This is a genomic window from Streptomyces sp. NPDC091209 (assembly GCF_044757755.1).
Lineage (GTDB): Bacteria > Actinomycetota > Actinomycetes > Streptomycetales > Streptomycetaceae > Streptomyces.
The window spans coordinates 148,392-174,725 of the sequence record NZ_JBIVVR010000002.1 but is presented as its reverse complement, the minus strand read 5'-3'; the positions used below and the strand labels follow the sequence as shown (position 1 = coordinate 174,725).

The window sequence follows — 26,334 nt, the reverse complement described above, 5'->3', positions numbered from 1 at the left end:
GCTCCCCGGGCGGTGGGTTTGTAGGATCTATGTCGGTCCAGTGATCAACTTAGTGGTCCGGACCACTTGTACGTACCCGTGCTGGCGTTCGAAAATTTGCTCCCTGTCCCGCGCAACCGCGCAGCGGACGGGGAGCGTCTTTGCGGTCGCCATTCAGGGGCGTCCGGGGGGCGGCAGAGCATTGGGCAGAGGAGAAGAGCTGTTACGCATGAGGGCATCTGGTGCACTGTCGCGCGGGCTGAACAGCGTAACGGCGGGGGGACGGAGGGGCGTTCCGGTGGACGGGAATCCGGCCGATGTGACGCCCGGCGTGAATGTGATGCCTGTCGCGTACAACCCTGCCGGGGGGACGAGTGTCCAACTGGCGTGGCAGAGGTACTCGAATTCACCGCGGTACAGACAAGGGGCATGGCCCTGCGTCCACCCCGCCGACTCCGCAGCCCCGGCGCGCCCGGCGGCATGCCGGTGATCGCGCCCATGCCCGCAGCGCGGCCGGCCCGCATCCCGAATCAGCGCGACGGCGCGGAGGACAGCCTGGCGGCGGGTACCACCGTCGACCACCTCACCGAGACCTACCGGGCGCACTACCGGTCGCTCCTCGGTCTCGCGGCGCTCCTGCTGGACGACACGGCCTCCTGCGAGGACGTCGTCCAGGAGGCGTTCATCCGGGTGCACTCGGCGCGCAAGCGCGTCCGGGACCCGGAGAAGACGCTCGCCTATCTGCGGCAGACCGTCGTCAACCTCTCGCGCTCGGCCCTGCGTCGGCGCATCCTCGGCCTCAAGCTCCTCTCGAAGCCGATGCCCGACATGGCGAGCGCCGAGGAAGGCGCGTACGACCAGTTGGAGCGCGACGCGCTGATCAAGGCGATGAAGGGACTCCAGCGCCGCCAGCGCGAGGTCCTGGTCCTGCGCTATTTCGCGGACATGACCGAGGCTCAGGTCGCCGAGACGCTCGGTGTCTCCCTGGGTTCGGTGAAGGCGTACGGCTCGCGGGGCATCGCCGCGCTCCGCGTCGCCATGGGGGCCTCGGCATGAGCGAGTACGACGACCGGTGGCGCCCCCAGGACGAGGGGCGCCCGGAACACGAGCACAAGCAATCGCACGCTGGGAACGAAACTGTGAACCACGGCCCCGACGAACAGCCCGACATGCCGGGCCCGGACGGACTGGGACCCGAAGGGCTGCTCGGCTCCGACGAGCTGGCACTGCGCCGGCTGCTGCACCAGGCCGTCCAGGAGATCGAACCCACCGACGGCACCCTGGACCATCTGCGCCGCGCGGTACCGGCCCGACGGGCCAGGAAGCGCCAGGCCGTGATCGGCATGGCGGCGGCGGCGCTCTTCATCGGCACGGCGATCCCGGCGTTCGTCCACGTCTCGAACTCCTCCGGGTCGAACGCCGACCCGTCCATCGCGGCCAACAGCTCACAGGCCCAGGGCGGGGCGGGCCAGGGCAAGGGCTCGGACGGCGGCGCCGGTAAGGACGCGGGCGGCTCCGCCGGCACGTCCACGGGCAACGGCACCGGCGGCAGGACGGAGACACCGGGCGGCAAGGACAAGGGCGCGGCCGGGGCCGCCACGGGCGGTGCCGGCCCCTCGGCCTCCTCCTCGACCGCCACCCCGTGCACGGCGGACCAGCTCGGCGGAGCCTCCGGTACCGCCGCCGGCCCGGACTCCACCGGCGCGGTCTACGGCTCCTTCACCGTCTCGAACGTCTCCACCGCCGCCTGTACGGTCACCGGCGCCGGCACCGTCAACGCGCTCGCCCAAGGCGCGGCGGACGCCACCAAGGTCGGTGTGGCGACGCATGTCGCGGGCGACGCGGCCACCGGGCTGCCCGATCCCACCACGGAGGTCACCTCCCTGGTGCTCCAGCCGGGCACCTCGTACGTGGTGAAGTTCGCCTGGGTCCCCTCGGCGACGTGTCCGGCCACGGCGGATCCCTCACCGACCCCGAGCCCGACGCAGGGTGCCACCGACAGCGGCGGCACCACCACGGACGCGGCGGTCGGCGGTACTTCGCCCCAGCTCCTGTTCGAGGACGGCGTGCAGGACGGCAGCGTCGTCGTCTCCAGTACAGCGGCGACGGGTGGCGCGACGGCATCGGTCACCGTGTCCAACGCCTGCGCGGGCACGGTCTACCACACGGGGATCCTGGCGTCGTCCTGACAGGCACGCCGTCCGCCACGGCCTGACGGGCGGACAGGCGGACGGTCAGGCGTCGTGACGGGTGCCCGATGCGTCGTACTGACGTGACGGGCGCCCGATGAGCCGTACTGACGGATGCGCGGCGCGGGGTTCGCCCCGGAGCCGCCGCGGCCTGGCCGCCGCGCCCCGGCCTGTCAGGCCGTGGCGGACGGCGTCGCCGGAGCGGTGCCGCCGGTGTCGGCGTCCTCGGACTTCTTCCCCGGGGCGTCGGTGGCGTCCGGGACGATCCCCAGTTCGGTGTCGCGGGCGAACTCCACCTCGCGGCGCAGCAGCCGGAACCACATGAAGACGACGAAGCCCGCGAAGACGAACCACTCGCCGGTGTAGCCGAGGTTCTGGAACGCCTTGAGGTCCAGGCCCGTGTTGTCCGGCGCGGTCGGAGGCACCGCCTTCATCCCGGCGTCGGCCTTGTCGAGCGTGATCCACGCGTCGTACGGGGTGTACGGCACGAGGTTCACCAGCGACGCGGAGCTGATCGCCGCGGTCTGCCCCGGAGGAAGTCCTCCGGCCGTGCTGACACCGTTCGACCCGGGACTCTCGGACGCCTGGAGCGCGCCCGTGACGGTGACCTCGCCGCCGGGTGCGGCCGGGGCCTTCGCCGGGTCGGCGGCACCGGGCAGCCAGCCCCGGACGACGGGCAGCGCCTTGCCGCCGTCGACCCGCAGGAGGGTCAGCACGTAGTACCCGTTCCTGCCGCCCAGTTCCCGGCCGGGCACGAGGAGCTGCTTGCCGTACCGGCCCTTCGCGGTGGTCTGCTTGCCGGACGTCCGCAGGGTCACGGGCAGCATCTCGGCCAGCGGCCGGGCGGGGTCCGTCCTGGCCGTCGAGGCCGCCGCGTCCGCCGTCCGGTGCTCTTGCACCCGGTCCTCGAACCGCCCCAACTGCCATGACCCCATGAAGATGCAGAAGGGGATGGCCAACAGCACGAAGACGTTGATCCCCCACCAGCGGGGCGTCAGCAGGAACCGGTACACGCCGCCCACGGTACGGGGCGGCCGAGCCGGACTCGGCCGTGGGGCCCGCTCAGTACCGCTCGGCCAGATGCTCCCGGCCCGCCGGAGGCTCGTACGGCTCGGGCCAGAAGTCGGTCACCGTGGCGATCCGGCCCTCCTCGTCCGCGGTGAAGAATGTGATCGCGTGCATCTCCTCCAGGCCCACCGTGAAGTGGGTCCAGGTGACGGCCTGACCGGGTTCGACCAGGACGCGCTCGATCCGGACGTGCCAGTCGCCCGGGTACTCGCGGTTGAACTCGACGTACCGCTCTCTGCCGCCGATGCGCTCACGCGTCTGCGGCAGGGTGTAGACGACGTCCTCGGCGAGCAGGCCCGCGAAGGCGTCCCACTCCCGGGCGTCCGCGGCGGCCCAGTAACTCTCGACGGTCTTGCGCAGATCGGTCATGCGAAAAAGTCTGCACCCCGGCACTGACAACGGCCCTGACCTGCTCATACGCCCTGTGGGACGCGAGGTTGTCCACAGGCTGGGGACCTCGTCGGCGCGAGGAGGGGCGAGCCAGGCACTATGGGGCCATGACTGAGAGCACCAGGTCCACCGAGCCGCAGCAGGCAGACATGCCCGACTGGGAGAAGCGCTTCCGCGCACCACGGGTGTCGCTGCCGGACTGGGCGGAGGACGCCCCGCACCGCTCCCTGTTCGTCTCGAACGCGACGGGGACGTACGAGCTGTACGCGTGGGACCGCGCGACAGGGGAGCAGCGCCAGGTCACCCACCGGGCGAACGGCACGACGGACGGGGTCCTCGCGCCCGACGGCGAGTGGATCTGGTGGTTCGACGACAAGGACGGCGACGAGTTCGGCATCTGGCGGCGCCGGCCGTTCGACGCCCCGCTGGCCGAGGGAGCGGTCGACGAGCCGGCCGTCCCCGGCCTCGAACCCTCCTACCCGGCGGGCCTGGCCATCGGCCGCGACGGGCGTACGGCCGTGGTGGGCCGCTCGACGGACGACGACGGATCGACGATCCACCTGGCCCGCGCCGGTGAGGCACCGGTGCAGATCTACCGGCACCGCGAGTCGGCCGGGGTCGGCGACCTCGCGCACGACGGCTCCCTGATCGCCGTCGAGCACACCGAGCACGGCGACGCGATGCACTCGGCGCTCAGAGTGCTGCGCCCGGACGGTTCGACGGTCGCCGAGCTCGACGACACCGAGGGCGGCACGGTCGAGCTGGGCCTGGAGGTGCTGGGCTTCGCCCCCGTCGACGGGGACAGCCGGCTGCTCATCGGGCACCAGCGGCGCGGTCGCTGGGAGCCCCTGGTGTGGGAGGTGACGACCGGCGAGCAGACCGACCTGGGCCTCGATCTCCCCGGTGACGTGGCCGCCGAGTGGTATCCGGACGGCTCGGCCCTCCTCATCGCCCACAGCTTCGAAGCGCGCAGCGACCTGTGGCGCTACGACCTCGCCTCCGGCGAGCTGACCGCGGTCGCGACCCCGCCCGGCACGGTCTCCGGGGCGACGGCCCGCCCGGACGGGACGGTGGAGTACCTGTGGTCCTCGGCGGCCGAGCCGTCCGCCGTCCGTTCGACGACCGGCGAGATCGTCCTGGACCCGCCCGGCCGGAAGTCCCCGGGATCGGTCCCCGTGGAGGACGTCTGGGTCGAGGGGCCCGGCGGCCGTGTCCACGCCCTGGTCCAGAAGCCGGCGGGCACCACCGGCCCGCTGCCCACCGTGTTCGAGATCCACGGCGGTCCGACCTGGCACGACAGCGACTCGTTCGCGGCGGGCCCGGCGGCCTGGGTCGACCACGGCTACGCGGTGGTCCGGGTCAACTACCGCGGTTCCACGGGCTATGGCCGCGCGTGGACCGACGCGCTCAAGCACCGCGTCGGGCTCATCGAACTGGAGGACATCGCCGCGGTCCGCGAGTGGGCGGTGACGTCCGGGCTTGCCGACCCCGACCGGCTGATCCTCACCGGCGGTTCCTGGGGCGGCTACCTCACCCTCCTCGGCGTCGGCACCCAGCCCGACGCCTGGGCCCTCGGCATCGCCGCCGTCCCGGTCGCCGACTACGTCACGGCGTACGAAGACGAGATGGAGGCGCTGAAGGCCATGGACCGCACGCTCCTCGGAGGCACCCCGGAGGAGGTCCCCGAGCGCTTCGAGGCGTCCTCCCCGCTGACCTACGTCGACGCGGTCAAGGTCCCGGTCTACATCTCGGCCGGTGTCAACGACCCCCGCTGCCCCATCCGCCAGATCGACAACTACGTCACCCGCCTCGCCGCCCGCGAAGCCGTCCACGAGGTCTACCGCTACGACGCGGGCCACGGCTCCCTGGTCGTCGACGAACGCATCAAGCAGGTCCGCCTGGAACTGGACTTCGCCGAACGACACCTGGGGAAGTAGCCCCGGAACGCCGCGGAAGGGGGCCCGGCGGAGGGGCCGGATCCCCTCCGCCGGTCTTCCTCGGCAACGCCCCCTGAGCACGGCCTCCTCCGCCGGGCCGGCTATGTCCCGGCGCGCTGCCGGGGTCGTCGGCCGAGCAGTTCCGCGAGCCCCCGCCGGGTCGCGGCGAGCACCACGCGGTCCTCGGGCCGCAGGACGTAGGTGGAGGGCAGGTCCCACACCAGCCGGGGACCGCGCGAGGCGGACGCCGTGGCCGCCCGGCGTTCTTCGGGCGTCGCCGTGTCCAGCGCGAGCACCCGCCACGCCCCCGCACGGAACGCCTCCCCCACGGTGCGCCCCTCCAACTGGGGATGCCCGCCCACGTCCACCGCGGCGAACAGCAGGACCCGCCGCTCGACGGGAATCGCCCCGAGGATCTGCCGCCCCATCATCGCCCCCGCGAACGCGGGCGCCGCCAGATGGGACACGCTGCGGCTCCGGGTGAGCGCGCCCGGATGCGCGGCCCGCAGGGTGCGGTACACGGCGGTCGCGAAGTCGTCGTCGTACAGCCTCAGGACGACCCGCAGATCGGGCCGCAGGGTCCGGGCGTAGAGCACGGCCTCCAGGTTCATCGTGTCCGCGCTGGTCAACGCCAGCAGCGCGTGCGCCCGATGAATCTTGGCGGCCTCCAGCACACCTTCCTGCGTCACGTCCCCCAGCACCACGGGCACCCGCAGTCTCCGTGCCAGCGCGAGCCCCCGCGCCTCGGGATCGGCCTCGATACACACCACAGGGATGCGCAGCTCCCGCAGCCGCGCCAGTACCCGTGTGCCGATCTTGCCGACCCCGAGCAGCACCACGTGCCCGGACAGCCCGCGCGGCGGCTTGCGCAGGGCCGTCCCGCTGCGGAAGGTGCCGAGCGCCTCCAGCACCGCGGCCAGCAGCACCGGCAGCAGCAGCAACCCCACCATCCCGGAACAGAGCTGGAGGATCTGGCGGCCCAGCGGCTCGCCGATGGCCGGATTGTTGATGGCGAAGAGATCGAGGAGCGTCAGATACGTCGCCCGGAGCGCGGGCTCCCCGGTGACCAGCACCGACGCCACGGCGAGCCCCACGACACACCCGACGAGCCCCGCGAACGACCAGCGCAGCCGCCGGGACAGCAGGGAGCCGAACCACGGGACGACGCCCCGCCCCGCGTTCAGTTCGGGACCGGAGTACGACACGTTCTCCAGGACGACCGTGCCGCGTCCGGTCGCGGCGGCCACCGCCCGTTCGTCGGGCAGGAGTTGAGGCCCCTGCGCGCCGCTGCTCTCCGAACCGTCGGCGCCCGCCGGGTCGTTGGTCGTGGCGGACAGCAACGCCAGCGTGCAGAGCCCCGGATCGGCGACCTCGCCAGGACCGGGCGGCGGCCGCTCCACCGCGCGCAGCATCAGCCCGTCGGTCTGGACGACCTTGCTGGTGCCGGCCACGGCGGTCGCGGCCAGCGCGGGCGCGGCCGTGTCGGCGTCGGACAGCACGGTGGTGGAGGCGTCGTAGGCCTCGACGTTCCGGCCGGCCCGTGGGGCATCCGCCCCGGGGACGCCTCCGGTGGTGTCCGAGGCGCCGAGCGCGCCGTCGGCGGCGGCGGTGGCCAGTGCCGAGGCCTGGTCGAGAAGGGCCTCGATGTGCTGCCCGAGACGCCGGTTGTAGAGCCGCAGGACCAGCCGGATCCGAGGGTTGAGCCGCCGGGCGGTGAGCGCGGCACGGATGTTGGTCTCGTCGTCGTCGTACACGAGCGCGAGCGCGGCGGCCCGCTCGACACCCGCGTAGGCGAGCGCGCCCTCGGTGAGCTCGGTGGCCTCCACCAGCCGCTCGGAACCGGGAGGCTCCTCGGTCCGGCCGCTCCCGGAGTCCCCCGCGCCGGCCCCGTTCCCGGAGGCCCGGTTCACCGCGGCGGACACACGGTCGAACAGGGCCGTGGCCCGTGTCCGCCCGACGACCGGCGGCCGTACACCGTGCTGCGCGGGCGGCACCACGAGGGTCACCCGCTCGCCGTACACCCCGCGCAGCTCAGCGGCCAGCCGATGGGCCAGGGCGTCGTCCCCGGCCACCACCATGTGCTCGGCGGCGTCACTCGACACACTCTGAGACGGAAGATTCCCCACGAAGGAGAAGACTGCCGCACGGGTACGGGTGGTTCCAGTGGGGACGCCCGGGGAACCGGGCCTGTGTTCATGCCACTTCAGCGAGACCGCGCCACCGACCCCTCCCTCGGCTCGCAAGCGATCTCCGGTGCCCCCGGCACTCTCCTGGAGCCACTGTTGCTCTCATGTCGCCTTGCACGAAGGGCAGTTGAGGCCTTCGGGTATTTACCCATGTGCTGACCCGGGCCCGGGACGCCGACGGCAACCGCACGCTGTGGCCGTACGGCGGCGGCGCACCCGCGGAGGGCACCCTCGTCGAGGGATGGCCGACGGGAGTCACGGCCGCTCCCCTTTGATCATCCGTGACCTCCGATCACCGCCGCTGTCAGAGGCGTGACCTAGGCTCCGTTTACTTCCCCAGTTCCACACCAGGGGCTCATTTCGTTCCGGGGGGTTCGAAACCACCGTGCGCATACGCACCCTTCCGGCCGCGACGGCGCTCGCGGTCCTCTTCAGCTCGGCCGCGCTCGCGGTCACCACGGCCGCGCCCGCGCTGGCCGACTCCAGTGCCGTCCTGCCGATCGGCTCGACCGGCGACATCGTCGTGGACGGCGTCCACAAGCGGGTCTTCATCAGCGACCCGGCCGGCGGAAAGGTCGTCGCGACGGACTACAGCGGCACGGTCGTCGGCACCGTCGACTCCTTGCCCGGCGTCCGCGGCCTGGAACTGTCCGCCGACTCCGGCACCCTGTACGCGGCCGTCGAGGGCGCCGACGCGATCGTCGCCATCGACACGGCGACCGCCACCGAGGCCCGTCGCTACCCGACGGGTGACGGCACCCAGCCCGAGTATCCGGCCCTCGCGGGCGGCAAGGTCTGGTTCGGCTACCGAGGCTCCGGCAGCGGCAACATCGGCTCGCTCGACCTGAGCGCCGGTGACCCGGTCGTGGCCCTGCACCAGGACACCACCCGTACCTGGAACGACGCCCCGATCCTCGGCTCCTCGGCCGGCGCACCGGGTACCGTCGTCGCGGGCGCCCCTGGGCAGAGCCCGGTCGAACTCGCCGTGTTCGACGTGTCGTCGGGTTCGGCGAACCGCACCGCGTACGCCTTCGATCCGGGCGACAGCAGCAACCTCAGCGACCTCGCCGTCACTCCCGACGGCAAGGACGTCGTCACGGCCAGCGGCGCCCCCTACAAGCAGGAGGTGTTCAAGCTCTCCGACCTGTCGGAGGACGGCAGTTACACCACCAACCCCTACCCGAACGCGGTCGACATCGCCCCGAACGGCACCGTCGCCGCGGGCACCTTCTCCTGGTACGACCCGGACGTCCACGTCTTCCAGCCGGGCGTCTCCACGCCGGTACGCCAGTACGACTTCCCGAACACCGGCGGAAGCAGCGGTGCCGACACCCTCGCGGCCTCGGGTCTCGCCTGGGCGCCGGACGCCGGCAAGCTGTTCGCGGTGTCGTACAACGACGCGAACGTGTACTCGCTGCGCGTCCTCGACAACCCCACCAAGGCGGACACCGGCCTCACGGCGACGGCGCCTGCCACCGCCACCCGCGCCAAGTCCCTCAAGGTCACGGGCAAGTTGACGTCGACCGCCGCGTTCCCGTCCGGCACCGAGGTCTCCGTCCGCCGCACCGACGCCGAGTCCCCGTCCGGCAAGCTGCTCGGCACGGCGACGGTCGGCGCCGACGGCTCGTACTCCTACGCCGACACCCCGCCGGCCGGCGGCCACGTCGCGTACATGGTCACGTACGCGGGCGACGATTCCCACGCGGGCGCCACCGCCACGACCACCGTGAACGTCACCCGCACGGCGACCACGGTGACGCTCGACAACAACGGCAAGGCGTACGCCTACGACAGCGCGGTGAAGTTCACGGCGCACCTGGGGACGACGTACAAGAACCGCACTGTCGCGATCTACGCCGACCCCTACGGCGCGGACAAGCCCGAGAAGCTGGTCAGGTCCGGCACGGTCGACTCCTCCGGCAACCTGTCCGTCACTCTCTCCCTGACCCGCGACACCAAGGTCACCGCCAGGTTCACCGGCGACACCCGGTACGCGCCCGCGACGGCCACCAGCACCGTCGGCGCCCAGGCCAAGGTGTCGACCGCGCTCAGCGGCTACTACACGAGCAAGACGGCGTGGAGCCAGACGTACCGCTACTTCCACAAGTCCAAGGACCCCGTCTACAGCACGACGATGACGCCGTACCCGGGCCGCAAGTACAAGGTGGAGCTGCAGGGCTACTACCAGGGTGCCTGGCACACCACGCACTCCCAGTACGTCGTACTCGGCTCGGCCGGCAAGGACACGCTCGAACTCACGGGCACCCCGCCGACGGGCGTCCGTTTCCGGATCCGGTCGTCCTACGTCGACACGACATCGGGCGACAACGTGAACTCGACGACGTACGGGACCTGGAAGTACTTCATCTTCACCAGCTGACGTCCGGCACTACTCCCCGAAGACCGACGAGAGGGGCGCGGGTCTGCCACCGAAGCAGGCCCGCACCCTGGACGTTGCCCCGCCGCGGCCAGGACGGGAGCGCCGGGCCCGGGCACTGGCCGGCGCGCTTCCGGCTCGCGCTTCTGATCCGTAGTTCTATGCGGATCGGCCGATGAGGGTCAGACCGGCCGCGCTACGGTCTAACGAGGTCACAACTAGCCACTGCCAGCCGGTGTGGTTGTTGCACTTCGCTGCTGTACGACCCTGGGCGGCTCATCGGCAAGGTGAACACCGAGCATCGCAGGCTTCGCGGCTCTGGAACCTTTGGCGGGCTTCGGTGAGGCTCAGCGAGCCGTTGGGGCCACCACGGATGACGTCCGCATCGTGATCGTCCTGTCCGTCGTCCTCCCATCCGCACACTTCGCACATTTCATACCCGTCGCGACAGGTAAGCGTCATGTGACGACAGCACGGGCACGGCTCCGTGCCAGTCTCCGGCACCCCGTGGTTGTTGACGAATGGCACGGTCATGTCCTCATGATGCCCCGTCGGCACTCGTTTGTTTCTACGGGTAGCAGTAGCCGAAGAAGTGAAGGACCGGATCTCTGACCTGCGGCCGTGTAATCGACCAACGCTGCGACCTGCGACTTGGTTGTCGACGGTTGTCATTGTTGGTCGGCGTTGAGCGCCCTGGCACGGCCCGGGGTCGGTCCGAGGGCGCGTGCTCCGGGGATGAGGTGAGCTCTCCGGAGGGGCACGGGTGGACAGGCGGCTCCACGGGCGCTGGACAGCGCCACGCAAGAGTTGCGGCCGACCGGTGACGGAATGCGGCCGGGTTTCGCTGTCCCCTGGGGTGCGGGTTCCGGGAATTCCGCAGCGGCTCTCCGTACACTCGTGGCCATGAGCGCCGGGGGGAGCTTGCCAGCGCGGCCATCCAGCGATGCGACCGCCGTACGGTACGGGCAGCGGGAGGTCCAGGCCGGTCTGATCGGCACCGCGGTCGTTCTGTCGGTGGCCGCTGTCGGCCTGGCGGGGGCCGCGCTGGTCGACAATGACGTGGCTCGGTGGCTTCTCGCCTCGGTCGGCGGCCTGTGCGCGCTTTGCGGCCTGTTCGCACTGATAGGGACGGCCGCCGCGTCCCATGACAGATTCGTCTTCGACGCCACGGGGTGGTGGTGGTTCAGCCTGGACGGGGACACGCTGCTGACCTGGGAATCGCTGGCCGGGGTATGCATCTACTCCACCGGTGACGCGGCCGTCGACTACGGTACCGCGACACTCGAGCTCTTCCCCAGCGGGGACTTCGACCGCGATCACCCCGTGCTGTGGCGCCATGTCCGGGACGCCGACCCGCCCGCCGATGGTCTCCCGAGATTGCGCTACCGCGTCGAGCTCACCACCATCGTCAACGTGACCGCGGACGTCGAACAGGCTTGCTCCCGCTGGGTTCCGCCCGACCTCTGGCACGGCAACAAATGGCAGCCCAAGGGCTACAAGGGCCGTGCCGACCGCGCCGGCCACCGGCGCAGACTGCGGGCGCGGGCACGGATCACGACCCCGCTAGCGGATTCAACGACCCCACTTCCGCCGCACGACGCCGTACCGCCCGGCGACCCGCAGGATCAGGCACCCTCCGGCAGTCCCGGCTGAGCGGCCGGGCTGTGCCGGCCAGACTCGAAGCGGCCCGCCACCCTGCTCGCCGATCTGACCCGAGCCTGTGCCCAGTCCCGACCACTCGACGCTGAGCCGCTCCTCCTCCTCGGGGTCAGGGCTCCACTAGCTGATCGGGTCGAACGTCGAACTCGCTCCGGTCACCTTCAGTGGCTTGCGGCCGCCCGCCTGTAGAGACCGTGACGACCTCGTTGCCGTCCGGATCCGAGGTGCGCCTCAGGATGACGCAGCCGATCGTCACGGCGATGGGGTGTGCGGCGCTGGGGCTCAGCGCATCACCACCACCGAAGATCGGCGGCTTGTCGAAGAAGACCCATTGCCGACCATGGGCGTCGGTTAGCCGCACCTCGACCCACCCGGGGTGGAAGTCGTCGTCATCATCGAGTGCCCAGCGAGTGGCTTCACACCGTAACGAGGTCATTCCGCCTGCTCTCTGATCCCGGTTTGCCCCGGAACATGCATCCAGTGCGATGGTGTCTCGCGATAGAGGCGAGCTTTGAGATGTGGCCTCATCTTTGGCAGGTCGATGACGGGGTGCTGCCGGTGTTGATCCACCCACCCGGCGCCTCGACTTGCTGTCCGCTGACGTTCAGCGTCGACCACGGCCGTTCGCCCTTGTTGGTGTCAGTCGCTGATGTCAGGAGGATCATCGGGCTTGACTCCCCGCCTCAAGAACGGTCCGGGGATTCGCCGGTCGTGACGCTGGCGTCCACACTCCAACGGCTCACGCGGTTCCGCGCGGTAGCGACCCGGTTCGACAAGCTCGCGGACCGCTACCAGGCCGTACTGCGCCTTGCCTCGCTGTCCCTGTGGCTCCGCGAGCCCGCGTCGGCAATGGCATTAGCGCCCGGGTGCAAGGACGGTGAGCACACCCGGTGGGATCCCCAGCAGACCCAGTCGGGACAGAAGTGCCGCTTCCTGTTCCTGCGTGACCTCGATCCACAGGGCGGTTCCCGTGTCGCCGGCGCTGAAGACCTGCCGGCCGTCGCGCCAGCCTTCGGCGTGGATCGTGTAAGGAGCCAAGTCCGACAGCACGTCGAACTGCCCGTCGTCCCGGACATCAATGTTGATCCCCATCCCGGGATCGGAGCGCCTGCGGCGATGACCGCGTGCGACCTCCTCACGAGCAAGCAGGAGGGCGCGCTCGTACGAGTGCAGGACCTCGGGCGGCCAGGCGTCACCGCTGTAGGCGTCGATGTGGGCTGCGTCGATGCCCGCACGCAGCACATGGAGCGCTGCGCGATGAACACGCACAACGTCCGCCGGGCGAACTCCCGCTACGAGTACGAGCTCGCGGACCCGGACGCCATCCTGACCCATCACATGCAAGACCTTCCCACAGGCAGCCAGCCGCCTCCGCAGGGAAAGCCGCCGCAATCTGATCATTATCAGACACGCCCTGGCGGCCAGTCACCCACGCTCTCTGACTGGCACTCGCGAACCGCGACCCGTCCGTCTCCGGCCGCCACCGCTCAAAGTCCTTACGGCTCCCTGCCCCTCGATGCGAACTACGGGCGGGCGACGGTCACTGAGGTCTGCTCGCCTGGTCAGACGGTCAGTCAGGACCGCTGACTCTTTGCTCCGGTCGCGATGGTTGCTGTACATCACTGCTGTACCGCGACGCCGGTCTCAGGAGTGGCCTGAAGCTGCTCGTTCGTTACTCCCGGTGGAGAGAGGCGAGCCAGCGGTCGTCCTGGAACTCGGTAGGCACCTCGTCCTGCCACGGGTCGACCCCGCGACGCTCCAACTCGTCAAACCATCGGTCCCGCTGCGACTCGGGGAGGCGTCGTCCGCACCAGGGGCAGAAGTCGATCGTGATGCTTGACGTGCCGCCGTCATGGATGATCAGCCCGTACTCCTGAAACTTGGCGCTGAAGTCGACTAGTGCGTCCGGGCAGGCGAAGGGGTCGGCGTGCTGGTCGCAGCTCATGTTCACGCGGCTGGTCATCGTCTCGCAGCAGTGATGAGTCATGCCCTCGGCTTCTCGTTGATCGGCCCTGTGATCGGAAGTGGATCACGGTCTGTGATGATCGCCAGGTGCCACGTGGAGATCTGACAGATGCCCAATAGCCGGGCTGCTTTGGCGTGGCCTCCCAAGGATCTGAAGCACAACGCCGCTCACGAAGAGGATCATGGCTACGCCGATGAGGTCATCGTCCACTTCATGGGACCACCTGACCAGGTTGGCATTCCACCCACAGATCCGGCCCGTGATCCAGACCGGTGCCGTGGTCATGGACGGCATCTTGAAGCGCGATCCGGAGCGTTAGTCACTCAGATAGACCGCAGCAACGCCAGAGGGCCTTTACCGATCCGGTAAAGGCCCTCTGAACTGCTATTTAGCTGTCGGGGTGGCGGGATTTGAACCCACGACCTCTTCGTCCCGAACGAAGCGCGCTGCCAAGCTGCGCTACACCCCGATCGTCGCTGCTCTCGCGGCGACGTCGTTTACTTTAGCCCACTGGTGCCCGGAGACGAAATCCGGTTTTCGGGGCGTCGGACGCGGCGTCGGACCGGGTCGGGACGCACGTGGTCGAGGACGACGATCAGGAGTGCCAGGGCGTAGAAAGCGACGCCGAGAATGGCGGTGTTGCCGAGGACACCCCCGTAGCCGTGCCGGTCCACGTCGACGAAGGGGTAGAGGTAGCGCGCCGGGGTCCCGGGCGACAGCATCGCGCCACGGGCGAGGCAGAAGGCCAGGTAGGCGAGGGGGTAGAGGAGCCAGCTGGCCGCGTTGCGGAGCGCCAGCGGGGTCGGGCGGGTCAGCAGCAGCCAGTCGAGGACCACGGCGATCGGCGTGACCGTGTGGAGGAGCTGGTTGGCGGCCGCATGCCAGCCGGAGAGCGTGTCGTTGCCGCCGGTCATGGAGAACGGGGTCGACTCGTTCGCCAGGATCAGGTGATAGACGAGGCCCGTGATCGAGATGTAGATCAGCGTGCCGCCCGTCAGAACCCCCGGCAGGGGCCGGCGGGCCGACCATGCCCGGCGGGCCGACGCCGCGAAGACCACGGCGACGAGCAGATTGGTCTGGATCGTGAAGTAGCTCAGTACCCGGGCCGGGTCGCCCAGCTTCATCTCGATGGCCACGCCTGCCGCCGCCGCGAGAGCCACCAGGACGCGGTAGGCCGCTGTGGCCGGTCGCCGCGCGGGAGCCACCACCGCCGTCGCGGGGACGAAGGAGCGGGTCGACGGGAGGATGCCCGGTATCGCGGGGAGATCGGGTATGTCCCTGGGCATGGGGGTGATCATGGCCCCACGTTAAGCGGATCGGGCGTTTCGGGCGATATGGGTGGACTGGGTGAGTTACTCCCACCGCGGTGACAGCCCGCGGCGGGAGTTCCCTTGGGCGGTCCCCGCCCGCGGTGGGAGTTTCCTTGAGTGGTCCCGCCTGCGTCCGAGCGGTCGCGCCGGGGAATCCAGGGAATCGCCCCGGGGCCCTCCCGGAGACTCCTACTTCCGCTCCACCAGTGTCAGCAGCGACGCCTCCGGCGGGCAGGCGAAGCGAACGGGTGTGTAGCGGTTCGTGCCACAGCCCGCTGAGACGTGCATGTACGACGTCCGGCCCTCCGCCTTGTGCCGGGAGAGGCCCTTGACGCGGTCCGTGTCCAGGTCGCAGTTGGTGACGAAGGCGCCGTAGAAGGGGAGGCAGATCTGGCCGCCGTGCGTGTGGCCCGCCAGGATCAGGGGGTATCCGTCGGCCGTGAAGGCGTCCAGGGCACGCAGGTACGGGGCGTGCACCACACCCATCGAGAAGTCCGCGGACTCGGACGGGCCGCCGGCCACGCGCGCGTAGCGGTCGCGCTTGATGTGCGGGTCGTCGAGGCCGGTCAGCTCGATCTCGGCGCCCTCGATCTTCAGCGTCCCCCGGGCGTTCGTCAGGTTCACCCAGCCCGCGGTGTCGAAGCCGTCCCGCAGGTCCCCCCACGGGTTGTGGATGGCGCCGACGACCGGCTTGTTGCCATTCAGCCCGTGACGGCCGTGTGCCTTCTCGAACAAGTAGCGGGCCGGGTTGCGGGGTTTGGGCCCGTAGTAGTCGTTCGAACCGAAGACATAGGCGCCCGGGAACTCCATCAGGGGGCCGAGCGCGTCCAGTACCTCGGGCACGCCCTCCGGGTCCGAGAGGTTGTCCCCGGTGTTGATCACGAAGTCGGGGCGCAGGCCGGCCAGGGAGCGCAGCCAGCGCTGCTTCTTGCGCTGTCCGCTCACCATGTGGATGTCCGAGACCTGCAGGACGCGCAGCGGTCGCATCCCCGGAGGCAGGACCGGGACCGTCACCCGCCGCAGGCGGAAGGAACGAGCCTCGAACCCCGCCGAGTACAGCAGACCGGCGGCGCCCACCGCCGTGATTCCCAGGGGTACTCCGTATCGCGCGCGCATACGTCCATCGTGTCAGACCCCGACAAGCGCCCGTACCCGCCTGTGGACAACCCGGAAACCCGCAGCGAAACCACGGAGAGGGGCCTGGGCGGGGCCGGGAGGGGGCGGGAAGGGGGAGAGCCCCGAGCGGCCTTCGCGCGCGACCGGGGCGGGCCACCGGAAGCCTCTGGGTGCCCGTCAGGCGCGCTGCGAAATCAACAGGCGTCCGCAGCACCGCACCTGCGACACTGGACGGCATGACCACGCTCAAGTCGAAGTTGCAGGAAGACCTCAACGCCGCGATCAAGGGGCGCGACGAGCTCCGCTCCTCGACGATCCGGCTGACCCTCTCCGCGATCACCAACGAGGAGGTCGCCGGCAAGACCAAACGCGAACTCTCCGACGACGAGGTGCAGAAGGTGATCGCCCGCGAGGCCAAGAAGCGTCGTGAGGCCGCCGAGGCCTTCACGCAGGGCGGGCGCCCGGAGTCGGCCGAGCGGGAGCGGGCGGAGGGCGAGGTGCTCGCCACCTATCTGCCCAAGCAACTGTCCGACGAGGAGCTTCGGCAGATCGTCGCGCAGGCCGTCGAGGAGGCGAAGGCGGCTGGTGCCGAGGGACCGCGCGCCATGGGCCAGGTCATGAAGATCGTGAACCCGAAGGTGTCCGGCCTGGCCGAGGGCGGACGCGTCGCCGCCGTCGTGAAGCAGTTGCTCGCGGGCTGATTCCACCGCCCGTCCGGCGCCGGTTGGTTCCGTCCCCGGTTGTGGGCCGGCCGGGTCGTCGGGTGTCCGCGAGCCCCGCGGACAACGTGTCCGCGGACGACCTGCCCGCGGACGACCTGTCCGCGGACGACCTGTCCATAGGCGGCCTGCCCGCGGACGGCCTGTCCGCAGGCCACCTGCCCAGCAGGCAACCTGCCCACCGGTAGTGCGCCCGCAGGCAATGCGCCCCCAGGCAACGCATCCACACGCAACGCCCCCGCGGACAACCGCCCCGCCGTAGCCCGCCCGCCCCGCAGCACCCCGCACGTCGAACGCCCTGTGGGCCAGGATCACTCCTGGCCCACAGGGCGTTCAAGCGCTCACGCGTCATCCGCGTCCGGCGTACGGGTCAGTTGCCTTGGCCGCCGTTCCCGTTGCCGTTTCCGCTGTTCGTGTTGCCCTGGACCCATCCCTGGGGGAAGGAGAAGGAAGGCGTCGGGAAGACCACTCCACCGTCGGTCTGGCCGGTGTCGGTGTTCCCGTTACCACCGTTCCCGTTCCCGCCGTTGCGGCCGTTGTTCCCGTCGTCCTGGCCCTTGCCCTTGTTCTTGTCGGGGTCGGGAATGTTGATCAGGTTGAAGGACGGGGCGTCCTTGCCGACGAGAGCGCCCGTCATCAGGTCCCGCCAGATCGGTCCGGGGACCTGACCGCCGTACACCTTGTCGTGCCAGACGCCGCCGATACGGATGCCGGTCATCTGGACCTGCTGGGAGGCGCTGCCGACCCAGACCGCGCCGGCGAGGTTCGGCGTGTAGCCGACGAACCAGGCGTTCTTGCGCTCGTCGGTGGTACCCGTCTTACCGGCGTTCGCGCGGTCGGTGAGACCGGCCTGCTGGCCCGTACCGGAGTCGATCACACCGCTGAGAAGGCTGTTGACGGTGTCCGCGGTCTGCTCGGACATGGCCCGCGAGCAGGTCGACTTGGGCACGTCCAGGGACTTCTCGTGCCCGCCGATCTTCTGGCTGATCGACTCGATGGCGATCGGGGTGCAGTACATGCCGCGGGAGGCGAAGGCGGCGTAGGCCGTGGCCATGGTGAGCGGCGAGATGCCCTTGGCGCCCAGCGCGATGGAGGGCACCTGGGGGAGCTTGTCGCCGTTGCCCTGGACCACACCGAGCTTGTCGATCTGGTTCATCACGGGGCAGAGGCCGATGTCGGAGATCATCTGCACGAAGTAGGTGTTGACCGACTTGGCCATCGCCTCCTTCAGCTGGTACGGACCCTTCTCCGACGCGCTCTCGTTCGGGACCTGCTCGTTCGCTTGGTTCGTCCACGGCTTGCTGCCGCAGGTCTGTACGGGGCTGGGGTACGGCATCGAGTTCGGCGAGGAGTACTCCTGCGTCGCCGGCCGGCCCTGCTCCAGCGCGGCCGCGGCCACGAACGGCTTGAACGTCGAACCGGTCGGGAAGCCGTAGTTCGAGCCGCCCATGTCGTAGTTGACCGAGTAGTTGTACTCGGTCTCGTTCGTGCCGGTGCCGTACGGCTTCGACTGGCCCATCCCGAGGATCTTCCCGGTGCCGGGCTCGACCAGAGTGGCCGCCGCGGCGACCTTGTCGGACTTGTAGACGTGATCCTTCAGCGACGCCCGGATCGACGCCTGGGACTGCGGGTCGAGCGTCGTACGGATCGTCAGGCCGCCCTGGTTCCAGATCTGCGCGCGGTCTTCCTTGGTCTTGCCGAAGACCGGGTCGCTCAGGAAGACGTTCTCCACGTACTTGCAGAAGAAGCCGGCACCCTTGATCGCCGTGATGCAGCCGTTCTTCGGCCGGCTGACGTGCAGTCCGAGCTTCGTCGCCTTGGCGGCGTCGGCCTGTTCCTGGGAGATGTCGTGCACCTCGGCCATGCGCTCCAGCACCGTGTTGCGGCGCTTGGTGGCCTCCTCCTCGTCGTTGACCGGGTCGTACCGGCTCGGCGACTGGACGATGCCCGCGAGCAACGCCGACTCCTGGAGGTTCAGATCCTTGGCGGGCTTGGAGAAGTAGCGCTGGGAGGCGGCCTCGATGCCGTACGCCTGCTCCCCGAAGAACGTGATGTTCAGGTAGTTCTCGAGGATCTTCTGCTTGCCCAGCTTCTGTTCCAGCTGGATCGCGTACTTGAGCTCGCGGATCTTGCGGCCGATGGTCTGCTGGGTGGCCTGGGCGACCTTGGTCGGGTCGTCGCCGGCCTCCTCCACGAAGTAGTTCTTCACGAGCTGCTGGGTCAGGGTGGAGGCGCCCTGCGCCACCCCGCCGTTCTGCGCGTTCTGGTTGACCGCGCGCAGGACGCCCTTGAGGTCGATCGCGCCGTGCTCGTAGTAGCGCGAGTCCTCGATCGCGACGATCGCCTTCTGCATGTAGGGCGAGATGTTCTTGAGGTCGACCACGGTGCGGTCGCGTGAGTAGACCGTCGCGATCTGACCGCCCTTACTGTCCAGGATCGTGGTCCGCTGACTCAGCGACGGACTCTTCAGATTGTTCGGAATGTCGTCGAACCCCTGGACCGAGCCCTTGGCCGCCAGACCGAGCGCGCCCGCGGCGGGCAGCGCGATTCCGGCCATGACGGCGCCCGCGAGCACGCTGACACCGAGGAACTTGGCGGCCTGCTGCGTAGGGGACAGACCACCGCCCGAGCGCTTCTTTGGCATGAGGGCAGCCTACGTTCTCATTCGCCGGACACGCGTATATGCCTTGGCCTAAGCTGCTCTCAACTGTCACAGCAGTGCGGCCACGTATCAATACGTCCGGCGAACCCGAATCGTTCCGGAGGTTCCGCGTTCCTGTGGAGCACGTGTCCGAATCAGCCTTGTGTGTCACATGGCGTCCGTTGTGACTCAACTGAAACGTCCGGGTTTGCCGGGATGGTCACGCATGTCCTCGGCTCACTCCCCCGGGTGATCTGCCGCTTACGCATAGTCCGTTCGGGCCATTCAAGATTGGGCCCGAAGGGGGTGTTGCGCTGTGCCCACCTTCCGTAACGTCCTCAACTGGCGGCGGTGAATATGCCGCTGCCGCCGTGGGGGAGCCTCGATTCGGGAGAGGACGGCGCCGGTATGGGCTGGGTAACCGACTGGAGTGCGCAGGCGGCCTGCCGCACTACCGATCCAGATGAACTGTTCGTTCAAGGAGCAGCGCAGAACAGGGCCAAGGCAGTGTGCACCGGATGTCCGGTTCGCACGGAATGCCTCGCCGACGCGCTCGACAACCGCGTCGAATTCGGCGTGTGGGGTGGCATGACCGAGCGTGAGCGCCGCGCGTTGTTGCGCCGGCGGCCGACCGTCACCTCGTGGCGGCGCCTGCTCGAGACCGCGCGTACGGAGTACGAGCGCGGCGCGGGCCTGCTGCCCCTCGACGAGGAAGAGGTGTACGAGCGCTACGCGGCGGTGGGCTGAGGGAACTTCGCCCTTCGGGGCAGGACGCCACCCTCGGGCCTCTCAGGGCCGTCCGGACCCTTCCAGGGCCCGTCCGGTGCCGCGGAGGCCCGGCAGGGCTGCGGGCGTCCCCTCGGGCCTCTCCCGTCATGCTCAGCTTTCGGGCAGCTCCGGCCGGTGGGCCGCGAGCCGGTTCCCGATGTCCCGCAGCCCGGCGAGATCGTGTACGTCACCGGGCAGCGCGGCCACTTCGGCCACCGGCACCTCCGGGTGGCGCGCGGCGAAGCGGTCACGCGTGCGCTGCTCGCGGGAGAGCAACTGCATGCGCTCGGCGTGGAGCCTCAACAAACCTGCGGTGAGTTGGTCGATGGATCGCTCGGGGTCCGTGGCGGCGGTCCGGTCCGTAGCGGTGGTGCTGTCCGTGGTGGCTGTCCTGTCCGTGGCGGCGGGGGAGCCTTCGGCAGGAGCTGATGTCTCGGAAGCCGGTGATTCTGAACTGCCGTACGTGTCGGGAGAGTTACGAAGTCCAGCTTTCCCGCCCCCCTGATCCACAATGCGGGCGTCGTCAAGATTTTCTGCAACGGCGGATTCAGGATTCTCCCCGTCGACGGAGTCAAGATCCTCCGCGGCGGCGAGCGCCCGCTCCGCGGACAGCCGGGTGGCCCCGCTGCCGTGCACCCGGTTGAGTACCAGTCCGGCGAACGGCATGTCCTCAGCGGCCAGCCGCTGCACGAAGTACGCGGCCTCGCGCAGCGCGTCCCGCTCGGGCGCCGCCACCACGAGGAAGGCGGTGCCGGGCGCCTGGAGCAGCTTGTACGTGGCGTCCGCCCGTGTGCGGAAGCCGCCGAAGGTGGTGTCCATGGCTGCCACGAACGTCTGGACGTCCTTGAGGAGCTGGCCCCCGAGCAGCTTGCCCAGGGTGCCGGTCATCATCGACATCCCGACGCTCAGGAACTTCATGCCCGCCCGGCCGCCCAGCTTCGCCGGGGCCGTCAACAGCCGGATCAGCCGCCCGTCGAGGAAGGACCCGAGCCGCTTCGGGGCGTCCAGGAAGTCGAGCGCCGAGCGGGACGGCGGCGTGTCGACCACGATCAGGTCCCACTCGTCGCGGGCCCGCAACTGGCCCAGCTTCTCCATCGCCATGTACTCCTGCGTGCCCGCGAAGCCCGCCGAAAGCGACTGGTAGAAGGGGTTGTTGAGGATGGCGGCGGCCCGGTCGCCGTCCGCGTGCGCCTCGACGATCTCGTCGAACGTGCGCTTCATGTCGAGCATCATGGCGTGCAGTTCGCCACTCCCCTCGACGCCCTTCACCCGGCGCGGAGTGTTGTCGAGGGAGTCGATGCCCATGGACTGCGCCAGCCTGCGCGCGGGGTCGATGGTGAGCACGACCACCTTGCGGCCGCGCTCCGCGGCACGCAGCCCGAGGGCCGCCGCCGTGGTCGTCTTGCCGACGCCGCCCGAGCCGCAGCACACCACGATGCGGGTCTTCGGGTCGTCGAGCAGCGGGTCGAGATCGAGGACACGGGCGGGGTCCAGACTCATGACATCCCTTGCTTACGCAGCTGTGCGGCCAGTTCGTACAGACCCGCCAGATCCAGGCCCTCGGCGAGCAGCGGGAGTTCGTGCAGCGGCAGGCCCAGTTCGGCCAGTACGCTCCGCTGCTCGGTCTCCAGGGCGTACCGCTCGGCGTACTCCTCGGCCTGCTGGAGGAGCGGTCCCACCAGCCGTTCGGCCAGTCCGCCGCGCCGCGCGCCGCCGAGGCCGGCCGCGGAGAGCGACTTGGCGATCGCCGTACGGGGAGCGGTCTCGACGAGGGCCAGGTCCGCCTCGTCGAGGAGTGCCGGGCGCACCATGTTCACGATGATCCGGCCCACGGGAAGCTTCGCGGCACGCAGCTCCGCGATCCCGTCCGCGGTCTCCTGTACGGGCATCTCCTCCAGCAGCGTCACCAAGTGGACCTCCGTCTCCGGGGACTTGAGGACGCGCATGACGGCCTGGGCCTGATTGTGTATCGGGCCGATCTTCGCGAGGCCGGCGACCTCGTCGTTGACGTTCAGGAAGCGGGTGATGCGGCCGGTGGGGGGTGCGTCCATCACCACGTAGTCGTACGTGAAGCGGCCGTTCTTCTCCTTGCGCCGCACCGCTTCGCAGGCTTTGCCGGTGAGGAGAACGTCCCGCAGTCCGGGCGCGATGGTGGTCGCGAAGTCGATCGCGCCGAGCTTTTTCAGGGCGCGGCCGGCGCCGCCCAGTTTGTAGAACATCTGGAGGTAGTCCAACAGCGCCAGTTCGGGGTCGATGGCGAGGGCGTACACCTCCCCGCCCCCTGGAGCGACGGCGATCTTCCGCTCCTCGTAGGGCAGCGCTTCTGTCTCGAAGAGCTGCGCGATGCCCTGCCTGCCCTCGACCTCGACGAGGAGGGCGCGCTTGCCCTCGGTCGCGAGGGCGAGCGCGAGGGCCGCGGCTACCGTGGTCTTGCCGGTACCGCCCTTGCCGCTGACGACCTGGAGCCTGCTCACGTATTCGAGCCTAACCAGTCCGCCGCCGGAGTAAGCAGGAGGCTGTGGACAAGCTGCGCTTTCGGGCGGGGCGGGGCGGGTGGCTCGGGCGGGAGACGGTGGTCCTCAGCGGCTACAGTCGGCCACATGACCAAATGGGAATACTCCACTGTGCCGCTGCTCGTCCATGCCACGAAGCAGATTCTGGACACCTGGGGCGAGGACGGCTGGGAGCTCGTCCAGGTCGTGCCCGGACCGAACAACCCCGAGCAGCTGGTGGCCTACCTGAAGCGCGAGAAGTCCGCGTGAGCGGGGCGGTCGAGGCGAAGCTCGCCGAGCTCGGGCTGACCCTTCCGGGTGTCGTTCCGCCGCTGGCCGCGTACCAGCCCGCCGTGCAGTCGGGCCTGTACGTGTACACCTCCGGGCAGCTTCCGATGGTGGACGGGAAGCTTCCGGTCACCGGGAAGGTGGGCGCCGAGGTCACCGCCGAGGAGGCCAAGAAGCTGGCCCGTACGTGCGCGCTGAACGCCCTGGCGGCGGTGAAGTCGGTCGTGGGCGACCTCGACCGCATCGCGCGTGTCGTGAAGGTCGTGGGCTTCGTGGCCTCGGCGTCGGACTTCACCGGGCAGCCTGGTGTGCTGAACGGCGCGAGTGAGCTGCTGGGCGCGGTGCTCGGCGACAAGGGTGTGCACGCGCGGAGCGCGGTCGGTGTGGCCGTGCTGCCGCTGGACGCGCCGGTCGAGGTCGAGATCCAGGTGGAGCTGACGCACGCGTAGTCCTCCGGCGTCTTCGGGTGCCTGGTTCGTCGTGGGTCGGGGCCGTGCCGGTACATCAGGGATGTACCGGCACGGCCCCTTCCGTATGCCCGTCCCGGCGCCTCCGGTGTCTGAGGAGCGGAGTCCCGGGCGGAGCCCCAGGGGTGGGAAGGGCAGGGGCGGAAGGGGCGGGGAACGCCTGTCGGGGCGGTGGGGCCTCGAACATCCGCCCGGCTCGGGATAGCCTCCGGCCATGGGGAATGGGCAATGGTTTCCGGCGGAGTGGCCGGAGCGGATTCGGGCGCTCGCCGAGGGCACGCTGACGCCGGTCACGCCCCGGCGTGCCGCCACGGTGATGCTGGTCAAGGACAGCGAGGCCGGTCCCGTGGTCCACATGCTGCGCCGACGCGCCTCCATGGCCTTCGCCGGAGGCGCCTACGCGTATCCGGGCGGCGGCGTGGACCCGCGCGACGACGAGCACCAGATCCGCTGGGCGGGGCCCACGCGCGCGTGGTGGGCCGAGCGGCTCGGCGTGGACGAGACGTCCGCCCAGGCCGTCGTCTGCGCGGCCGTACGGGAGACGTACGAGGAGGCCGGCGTCCTGCTCGCCGGCCCCAGCCAGGACACCGTGGTCGGTGACACGACGGGGGACGACTGGGAGGCGGACCGGGCGGCCCTGGTCGCCAGGGACCTGTCCTTCGCGGAGTTCCTCGACCGCAGAGGACTCGTGCTCCGCTCGGACCTGCTCGGGGCCTGGGCCCGCTGGATCACCCCGGAATTCGAGTCCCGACGCTACGACACCTGGTTCTTCGTGGCCGTCCTCCCGGAGGGCCAGCGCACCCGGAACGCCTCCACCGAGGCCGACCGCACGGTGTGGATCCGTCCGGCCGACGCGGCGGCCGGCTACGACAAGGGCGAGCTGCTGATGATGCCGCCCACCATCGCGACCCTGCGCGGGATCATGGAGTACGACAGGGCCGCCGACGCCCTCGCCGCCGCGCCCGCCCGCGATCTGACCCCCGTCCTGGCCGAGGCACGCCTGGAGGAGGGTGAGGTCGTCCTCTCCTGGCCCGGACACGACGAGTTCACCAAGCACATCCCGACCGGCGGAGCGTCCGCATGACCGACGCAGCGGCCCTCCCCGGCCGGCCGCGAGGCGCGGTCCTCTCCGGCCCCGCCACCGCGCGCGCGGTGAACGTCCTGGCCCCCAACGCCTCCGCGATGACCCTGGACGGCACGAACACGTGGATCGTGTCCGAGCCGGACTCCGAGCTCGCGGTCGTCATCGACCCCGGACCCCTGGACGACGTACATCTGCGCACCGTCCTGGACACGGCCGAGAAGGCCGGAAAGCGGGTCGCGCTGACCCTGCTCACGCACGGGCATCCCGATCACGCGGAGGGCGCGTCACGGTTCGCCGAGCTGTCGGGGACCGGCGTCCGTGCCCTGGACCCCGCGCTGCGGCTGGGGGACGAGGGACTGGCCGCGGGGGACGTGATCAGCCTCGGCGGGCTCGAACTGCGCGTCGTGTCGACCCCGGGGCACACCGCCGACTCGCTGTGCTTCCATCTCCCGGCCGACCGGGCCGTCCTGACCGGGGACACCGTCCTGGGTCGCGGGACGACCGTGGTGGCCCATCCCGACGGGCGTCTGGGCGACTATCTCGACTCCCTGCGCCGGCTCCGCTCCCTGACGGTCGACGACGGCGTCCACACCGTCCTGCCCGGTCACGGGCCCGTCCTCGAGGACGCGCAGGGCGCGGTCGAGTTCTATCTCGCCCATCGCGCCCACCGGCTCGCCCAGGTCGAGACCGCCGTCGAGCACGGCCACCGGTCGCCGGACGAGGTCGTCGCGCGCGTCTACGCGGACGTGGACCGGTCGTTGTGGCCCGCGGCCGAGCTGTCGGTGCGGGCGCAGATGGAGTATCTGCGGGAGCACGGGCTCATCTAGGACAGGCCCTGGACCGGCGCGGCGTTTCCGGGGTCCTGTAGGGGGCCTTCACGGGCGGGGTTCCTTGATGCCGTGCACGCGCGCGTACTCCCCGGCGAGCCATGGCCCCAGGTCCTCCACGTACGAGCGGAGCACGGCCGGTTCGCCGGTCGTCTCGTATCCCCGGACGGCCGCGTTCCGCATGTCGGCGGACCGCTCCGGGTAGTACGCGCCGAAGGCCTCGGCCATCTCCCCGAGGTCGCTGGTCCAGCCGTTCCAGCGCGGCATGACGAGCGTGAAGCCGGTCCGTACGAGGTGCCGGGACATCGAGCGGACCAGCGGGCGCCTGGCCCCGTCGGTGTCCGCGGCGGCGGCGATCCGCTCGCGCCAGCGCGGCAGCATCAGCGCGAGGTCCCCGTTGGTCTCGCGGGCGAGCAGCGTGTCGGGACGGTAGCGCGGCAGGTGTTCGGCCAGATCCTCGCCCAGGAGCGGCGTACAGAGGCAGGCGACGAACCAGCCGAGGTCGTAGGTCTCCAGGTCGCTCAGCAGCCGCGTACGGCTGAACAACAGCGTTCCCACCCCGTCGATCTCGGCGAACTCCTTGTCGAGCGCCGCTTCGAGCGCGCGGGCGTCGGCGTGGTCAGCCTCGGTCGGCTCGTCGCGCAGGCACAGCAGAAGGTCGAGGTCGGAGCGTCCCGCGCGCGCGGTTCCGCGCGGGATCGAGCCGTAGAGGTACGCGCCGTTCAGCCGGGCCCCGAAGAGGTGCAGGAAGCGGTCACGGGCGGCCGCGACGACCGGCCTGAAGGCGCACGGGACGCGCGCGGACGATCCCTCGCGCTCGATGTACCCCTGGGCGTCGAGCCCCCTGCGGTGTCCCTGAGCGGCCATGCGC

Annotated in this window: 24 protein-coding genes, 1 tRNA gene and 1 pseudogene; 13 read left to right on the top strand and 13 right to left on the bottom strand. The window is 70.2% G+C overall.

What is annotated here, in order from left to right:
* Window positions 1-408: 408 nt before the first annotated feature.
* Window positions 409-1,035, top strand: coding sequence for a SigE family RNA polymerase sigma factor (locus ACIQRL_RS07755; RefSeq protein ID WP_401328506.1), 627 nt, complete (start codon window positions 409-411; stop codon window positions 1,033-1,035).
* A complete protein-coding gene (locus tag ACIQRL_RS07750) occupies window positions 1,032-2,168 on the top strand; it encodes a hypothetical protein (RefSeq protein ID WP_401328504.1) in 1,137 nt (378 codons plus the stop codon). Before ACIQRL_RS07755 ends, ACIQRL_RS07750 begins: the two co-directional genes overlap by 4 nt.
* Before the next feature lie 173 nt (window positions 2,169-2,341).
* On the opposite strand, the gene ACIQRL_RS07745 is transcribed toward ACIQRL_RS07750, so the two are convergent.
* Together ACIQRL_RS07745 and ACIQRL_RS07740 are read right to left on the bottom strand one after the other, a co-directional pair.
* Window positions 2,342-3,181, bottom strand: a complete 840-nt coding sequence (locus ACIQRL_RS07745) for an SURF1 family protein (RefSeq protein ID WP_401328501.1) — start codon at window positions 3,179-3,181, stop codon at window positions 2,342-2,344.
* 49 nt (window positions 3,182-3,230) lie between these two features.
* Entirely contained in the window at window positions 3,231-3,605 is a 375-nt protein-coding gene (locus tag ACIQRL_RS07740) for a nuclear transport factor 2 family protein (RefSeq protein WP_401328499.1), read from the bottom strand.
* Window positions 3,606-3,733: 128 nt separating this feature from the next.
* Here ACIQRL_RS07740 and ACIQRL_RS07735 point away from each other — a divergent pair, with 128 nt between their 5' ends.
* Entirely contained in the window at window positions 3,734-5,563 is a 1,830-nt protein-coding gene (locus tag ACIQRL_RS07735; protein ID WP_401328496.1) for a prolyl oligopeptidase family serine peptidase, read from the top strand.
* A 101-nt stretch (window positions 5,564-5,664) separates the two neighbouring features.
* Here the strand turns inward: ACIQRL_RS07735 and ACIQRL_RS07730 are convergent, their stop codons facing one another.
* Window positions 5,665-7,641 carry an NAD-binding protein gene (locus ACIQRL_RS07730; protein WP_401329530.1) on the bottom strand — a complete coding sequence of 659 codons (1,977 nt, stop codon included), beginning with the start codon at window positions 7,639-7,641 and terminating at the stop codon, window positions 5,665-5,667.
* Between the two features lie 493 nt (window positions 7,642-8,134).
* Between ACIQRL_RS07730 and ACIQRL_RS07725 the strand changes: the two genes are divergently transcribed.
* Window positions 8,135-10,129: a YncE family protein gene (locus ACIQRL_RS07725; protein ID WP_401328493.1), complete on the top strand. Its 1,995-nt coding sequence runs from the start codon at window positions 8,135-8,137 to the stop codon at window positions 10,127-10,129.
* A 273-nt stretch (window positions 10,130-10,402) separates the two neighbouring features.
* Here the strand turns inward: ACIQRL_RS07725 and ACIQRL_RS07720 are convergent, their stop codons facing one another.
* Window positions 10,403-10,660: a CPCC family cysteine-rich protein gene (locus ACIQRL_RS07720; protein ID WP_401328490.1), complete on the bottom strand. Its 258-nt coding sequence runs from the start codon at window positions 10,658-10,660 to the stop codon at window positions 10,403-10,405.
* Between the two features lie 369 nt (window positions 10,661-11,029).
* Between ACIQRL_RS07720 and ACIQRL_RS07715 the strand changes: the two genes are divergently transcribed.
* Window positions 11,030-11,779 (top strand): hypothetical protein, encoded by a 750-nt coding sequence (locus ACIQRL_RS07715; protein WP_401328488.1) that lies wholly within the window; start codon window positions 11,030-11,032, stop codon window positions 11,777-11,779.
* A gap of 115 nt (window positions 11,780-11,894) precedes the next feature.
* Here the strand turns inward: ACIQRL_RS07715 and ACIQRL_RS07710 are convergent, their stop codons facing one another.
* Window positions 11,895-12,221, bottom strand: coding sequence for a hypothetical protein (locus ACIQRL_RS07710; protein ID WP_401328485.1), 327 nt, complete (start codon window positions 12,219-12,221; stop codon window positions 11,895-11,897).
* Window positions 12,222-12,520: 299 nt separating this feature from the next.
* Here ACIQRL_RS07710 and ACIQRL_RS07705 point away from each other — a divergent pair.
* A pseudogene (locus ACIQRL_RS07705) lies at window positions 12,521-12,628 on the top strand (IS5/IS1182 family transposase); the annotation flags it as partial.
* An 829-nt stretch (window positions 12,629-13,457) separates the two neighbouring features.
* Here ACIQRL_RS07705 and ACIQRL_RS07700 read toward each other — a convergent pair.
* The 4 genes from ACIQRL_RS07700 to ACIQRL_RS07685 all read right to left on the bottom strand — a co-directional run bounded on the left by ACIQRL_RS07700 (window position 13,458) and on the right by ACIQRL_RS07685 (window position 16,177).
* Complete coding sequence (locus ACIQRL_RS07700; RefSeq protein WP_401328483.1) at window positions 13,458-13,772, bottom strand: DUF6980 family protein; 315 nt, start codon at window positions 13,770-13,772, stop codon at window positions 13,458-13,460.
* 374 nt (window positions 13,773-14,146) lie between these two features.
* Window positions 14,147-14,220, bottom strand: a tRNA-Pro gene (locus ACIQRL_RS07695).
* Between the two features lie 28 nt (window positions 14,221-14,248).
* Window positions 14,249-15,049: a Pr6Pr family membrane protein gene (locus ACIQRL_RS07690; protein ID WP_401328481.1), complete on the bottom strand. Its 801-nt coding sequence runs from the start codon at window positions 15,047-15,049 to the stop codon at window positions 14,249-14,251.
* 201 nt (window positions 15,050-15,250) lie between these two features.
* Complete coding sequence (locus ACIQRL_RS07685) at window positions 15,251-16,177, bottom strand: metallophosphoesterase (RefSeq protein WP_401328478.1); 927 nt, start codon at window positions 16,175-16,177, stop codon at window positions 15,251-15,253.
* A gap of 236 nt (window positions 16,178-16,413) precedes the next feature.
* Here ACIQRL_RS07685 and ACIQRL_RS07680 point away from each other — a divergent pair, with 236 nt between their 5' ends.
* Both ACIQRL_RS07680 and ACIQRL_RS07675 read left to right on the top strand, forming a co-directional pair.
* Window positions 16,414-16,878, top strand: coding sequence for a GatB/YqeY domain-containing protein (locus ACIQRL_RS07680; RefSeq protein WP_401328476.1), 465 nt, complete (start codon window positions 16,414-16,416; stop codon window positions 16,876-16,878).
* Window positions 16,879-16,940: 62 nt separating this feature from the next.
* On the top strand, window positions 16,941-17,084 hold the full coding sequence (locus ACIQRL_RS07675) for a hypothetical protein (RefSeq protein WP_401328473.1): 144 nt from the start codon (window positions 16,941-16,943) through the stop codon (window positions 17,082-17,084).
* Window positions 17,085-17,266: 182 nt separating this feature from the next.
* Here ACIQRL_RS07675 and ACIQRL_RS07670 read toward each other — a convergent pair whose 3' ends face one another.
* Window positions 17,267-19,540, bottom strand: coding sequence for a transglycosylase domain-containing protein (locus tag ACIQRL_RS07670; protein WP_401328471.1), 2,274 nt, complete (start codon window positions 19,538-19,540; stop codon window positions 17,267-17,269).
* 405 nt (window positions 19,541-19,945) lie between these two features.
* Between ACIQRL_RS07670 and wblA the strand changes: the two genes are divergently transcribed.
* Complete coding sequence (gene wblA, locus ACIQRL_RS07665) at window positions 19,946-20,284, top strand: transcriptional regulator WblA (protein ID WP_028799159.1); 339 nt, start codon at window positions 19,946-19,948, stop codon at window positions 20,282-20,284.
* 132 nt (window positions 20,285-20,416) lie between these two features.
* On the opposite strand, the gene ACIQRL_RS07660 is transcribed toward wblA, so the two are convergent.
* Both ACIQRL_RS07660 and ACIQRL_RS07655 read right to left on the bottom strand, forming a co-directional pair.
* Window positions 20,417-21,805: an ArsA family ATPase gene (locus ACIQRL_RS07660; protein WP_401328469.1), complete on the bottom strand. Its 1,389-nt coding sequence runs from the start codon at window positions 21,803-21,805 to the stop codon at window positions 20,417-20,419.
* On the bottom strand, window positions 21,802-22,779 hold the full coding sequence (locus tag ACIQRL_RS07655; protein WP_401328467.1) for an ArsA family ATPase: 978 nt from the start codon (window positions 22,777-22,779) through the stop codon (window positions 21,802-21,804). The genes ACIQRL_RS07660 and ACIQRL_RS07655 overlap by 4 nt, the downstream gene beginning before the upstream one ends.
* Window positions 22,780-22,905: 126 nt before the next feature.
* Between ACIQRL_RS07655 and ACIQRL_RS07650 the strand changes: the two genes are divergently transcribed.
* The 4 genes from ACIQRL_RS07650 (at window position 22,906) to ACIQRL_RS07635 (ending at window position 25,463) form a co-directional block, all read left to right on the top strand.
* Window positions 22,906-23,067 (top strand): DUF4177 domain-containing protein, encoded by a 162-nt coding sequence (locus ACIQRL_RS07650; protein ID WP_261704751.1) that lies wholly within the window; start codon window positions 22,906-22,908, stop codon window positions 23,065-23,067.
* A complete protein-coding gene (locus tag ACIQRL_RS07645) occupies window positions 23,064-23,534 on the top strand; it encodes a RidA family protein (protein ID WP_401328464.1) in 471 nt (156 codons plus the stop codon). The genes ACIQRL_RS07650 and ACIQRL_RS07645 overlap by 4 nt, the downstream gene beginning before the upstream one ends.
* A 232-nt stretch (window positions 23,535-23,766) precedes the next feature.
* Window positions 23,767-24,636: an NUDIX hydrolase gene (locus ACIQRL_RS07640; protein WP_401328461.1), complete on the top strand. Its 870-nt coding sequence runs from the start codon at window positions 23,767-23,769 to the stop codon at window positions 24,634-24,636.
* Entirely contained in the window at window positions 24,633-25,463 is an 831-nt protein-coding gene (locus ACIQRL_RS07635) for an MBL fold metallo-hydrolase (protein ID WP_401328459.1), read from the top strand. The genes ACIQRL_RS07640 and ACIQRL_RS07635 overlap by 4 nt, the downstream gene beginning before the upstream one ends.
* 48 nt (window positions 25,464-25,511) lie before the next feature.
* Here ACIQRL_RS07635 and ACIQRL_RS07630 read toward each other — a convergent pair whose 3' ends face one another.
* A complete protein-coding gene (locus ACIQRL_RS07630) occupies window positions 25,512-26,330 on the bottom strand; it encodes a nucleotidyltransferase (protein WP_401328456.1) in 819 nt (272 codons plus the stop codon).
* Between the last annotated feature and the right edge of the window lie 4 nt (window positions 26,331-26,334).

Excerpts from the sequence above, each read along its gene's own strand:
- ACIQRL_RS07710 (WP_401328485.1), bottom strand. The coding sequence starts at position 12,221 with ATGACCTCGTTACGGTGTGAAGCCACTCGCTGGGCACTCGATGATGAC.
- ACIQRL_RS07730 (WP_401329530.1), bottom strand. The coding sequence starts at position 7,641 with ATGGTGGTGGCCGGGGACGACGCCCTGGCCCATCGGCTGGCCGCTGAG.
- ACIQRL_RS07715 (WP_401328488.1), top strand. The coding sequence starts at position 11,030 with ATGAGCGCCGGGGGGAGCTTGCCAGCGCGGCCATCCAGCGATGCGACC.
- ACIQRL_RS07755 (WP_401328506.1), top strand. The coding sequence starts at position 409 with ATGGCCCTGCGTCCACCCCGCCGACTCCGCAGCCCCGGCGCGCCCGGC.
- ACIQRL_RS07660 (WP_401328469.1), bottom strand. The coding sequence starts at position 21,805 with ATGAGTCTGGACCCCGCCCGTGTCCTCGATCTCGACCCGCTGCTCGAC.
- ACIQRL_RS07670 (WP_401328471.1), bottom strand. The coding sequence starts at position 19,540 with ATGCCAAAGAAGCGCTCGGGCGGTGGTCTGTCCCCTACGCAGCAGGCC.
- ACIQRL_RS07690 (WP_401328481.1), bottom strand. The coding sequence starts at position 15,049 with ATGATCACCCCCATGCCCAGGGACATACCCGATCTCCCCGCGATACCG.
- ACIQRL_RS07635 (WP_401328459.1), top strand. The coding sequence starts at position 24,633 with ATGACCGACGCAGCGGCCCTCCCCGGCCGGCCGCGAGGCGCGGTCCTC.
- ACIQRL_RS07720 (WP_401328490.1), bottom strand. The coding sequence starts at position 10,660 with ATGACCGTGCCATTCGTCAACAACCACGGGGTGCCGGAGACTGGCACG.
- ACIQRL_RS07750 (WP_401328504.1), top strand. The coding sequence starts at position 1,032 with ATGAGCGAGTACGACGACCGGTGGCGCCCCCAGGACGAGGGGCGCCCG.
- ACIQRL_RS07740 (WP_401328499.1), bottom strand. The coding sequence starts at position 3,605 with ATGACCGATCTGCGCAAGACCGTCGAGAGTTACTGGGCCGCCGCGGAC.
- ACIQRL_RS07630 (WP_401328456.1), bottom strand. The coding sequence starts at position 26,330 with ATGGCCGCTCAGGGACACCGCAGGGGGCTCGACGCCCAGGGGTACATC.
- ACIQRL_RS07685 (WP_401328478.1), bottom strand. The coding sequence starts at position 16,177 with ATGCGCGCGCGATACGGAGTACCCCTGGGAATCACGGCGGTGGGCGCC.
- ACIQRL_RS07650 (WP_261704751.1), top strand. The coding sequence starts at position 22,906 with ATGACCAAATGGGAATACTCCACTGTGCCGCTGCTCGTCCATGCCACG.
- ACIQRL_RS07700 (WP_401328483.1), bottom strand. The coding sequence starts at position 13,772 with ATGACTCATCACTGCTGCGAGACGATGACCAGCCGCGTGAACATGAGC.
- ACIQRL_RS07640 (WP_401328461.1), top strand. The coding sequence starts at position 23,767 with ATGGGGAATGGGCAATGGTTTCCGGCGGAGTGGCCGGAGCGGATTCGG.
- ACIQRL_RS07680 (WP_401328476.1), top strand. The coding sequence starts at position 16,414 with ATGACCACGCTCAAGTCGAAGTTGCAGGAAGACCTCAACGCCGCGATC.
- ACIQRL_RS07735 (WP_401328496.1), top strand. The coding sequence starts at position 3,734 with ATGACTGAGAGCACCAGGTCCACCGAGCCGCAGCAGGCAGACATGCCC.
- wblA (WP_028799159.1), top strand. The coding sequence starts at position 19,946 with ATGGGCTGGGTAACCGACTGGAGTGCGCAGGCGGCCTGCCGCACTACC.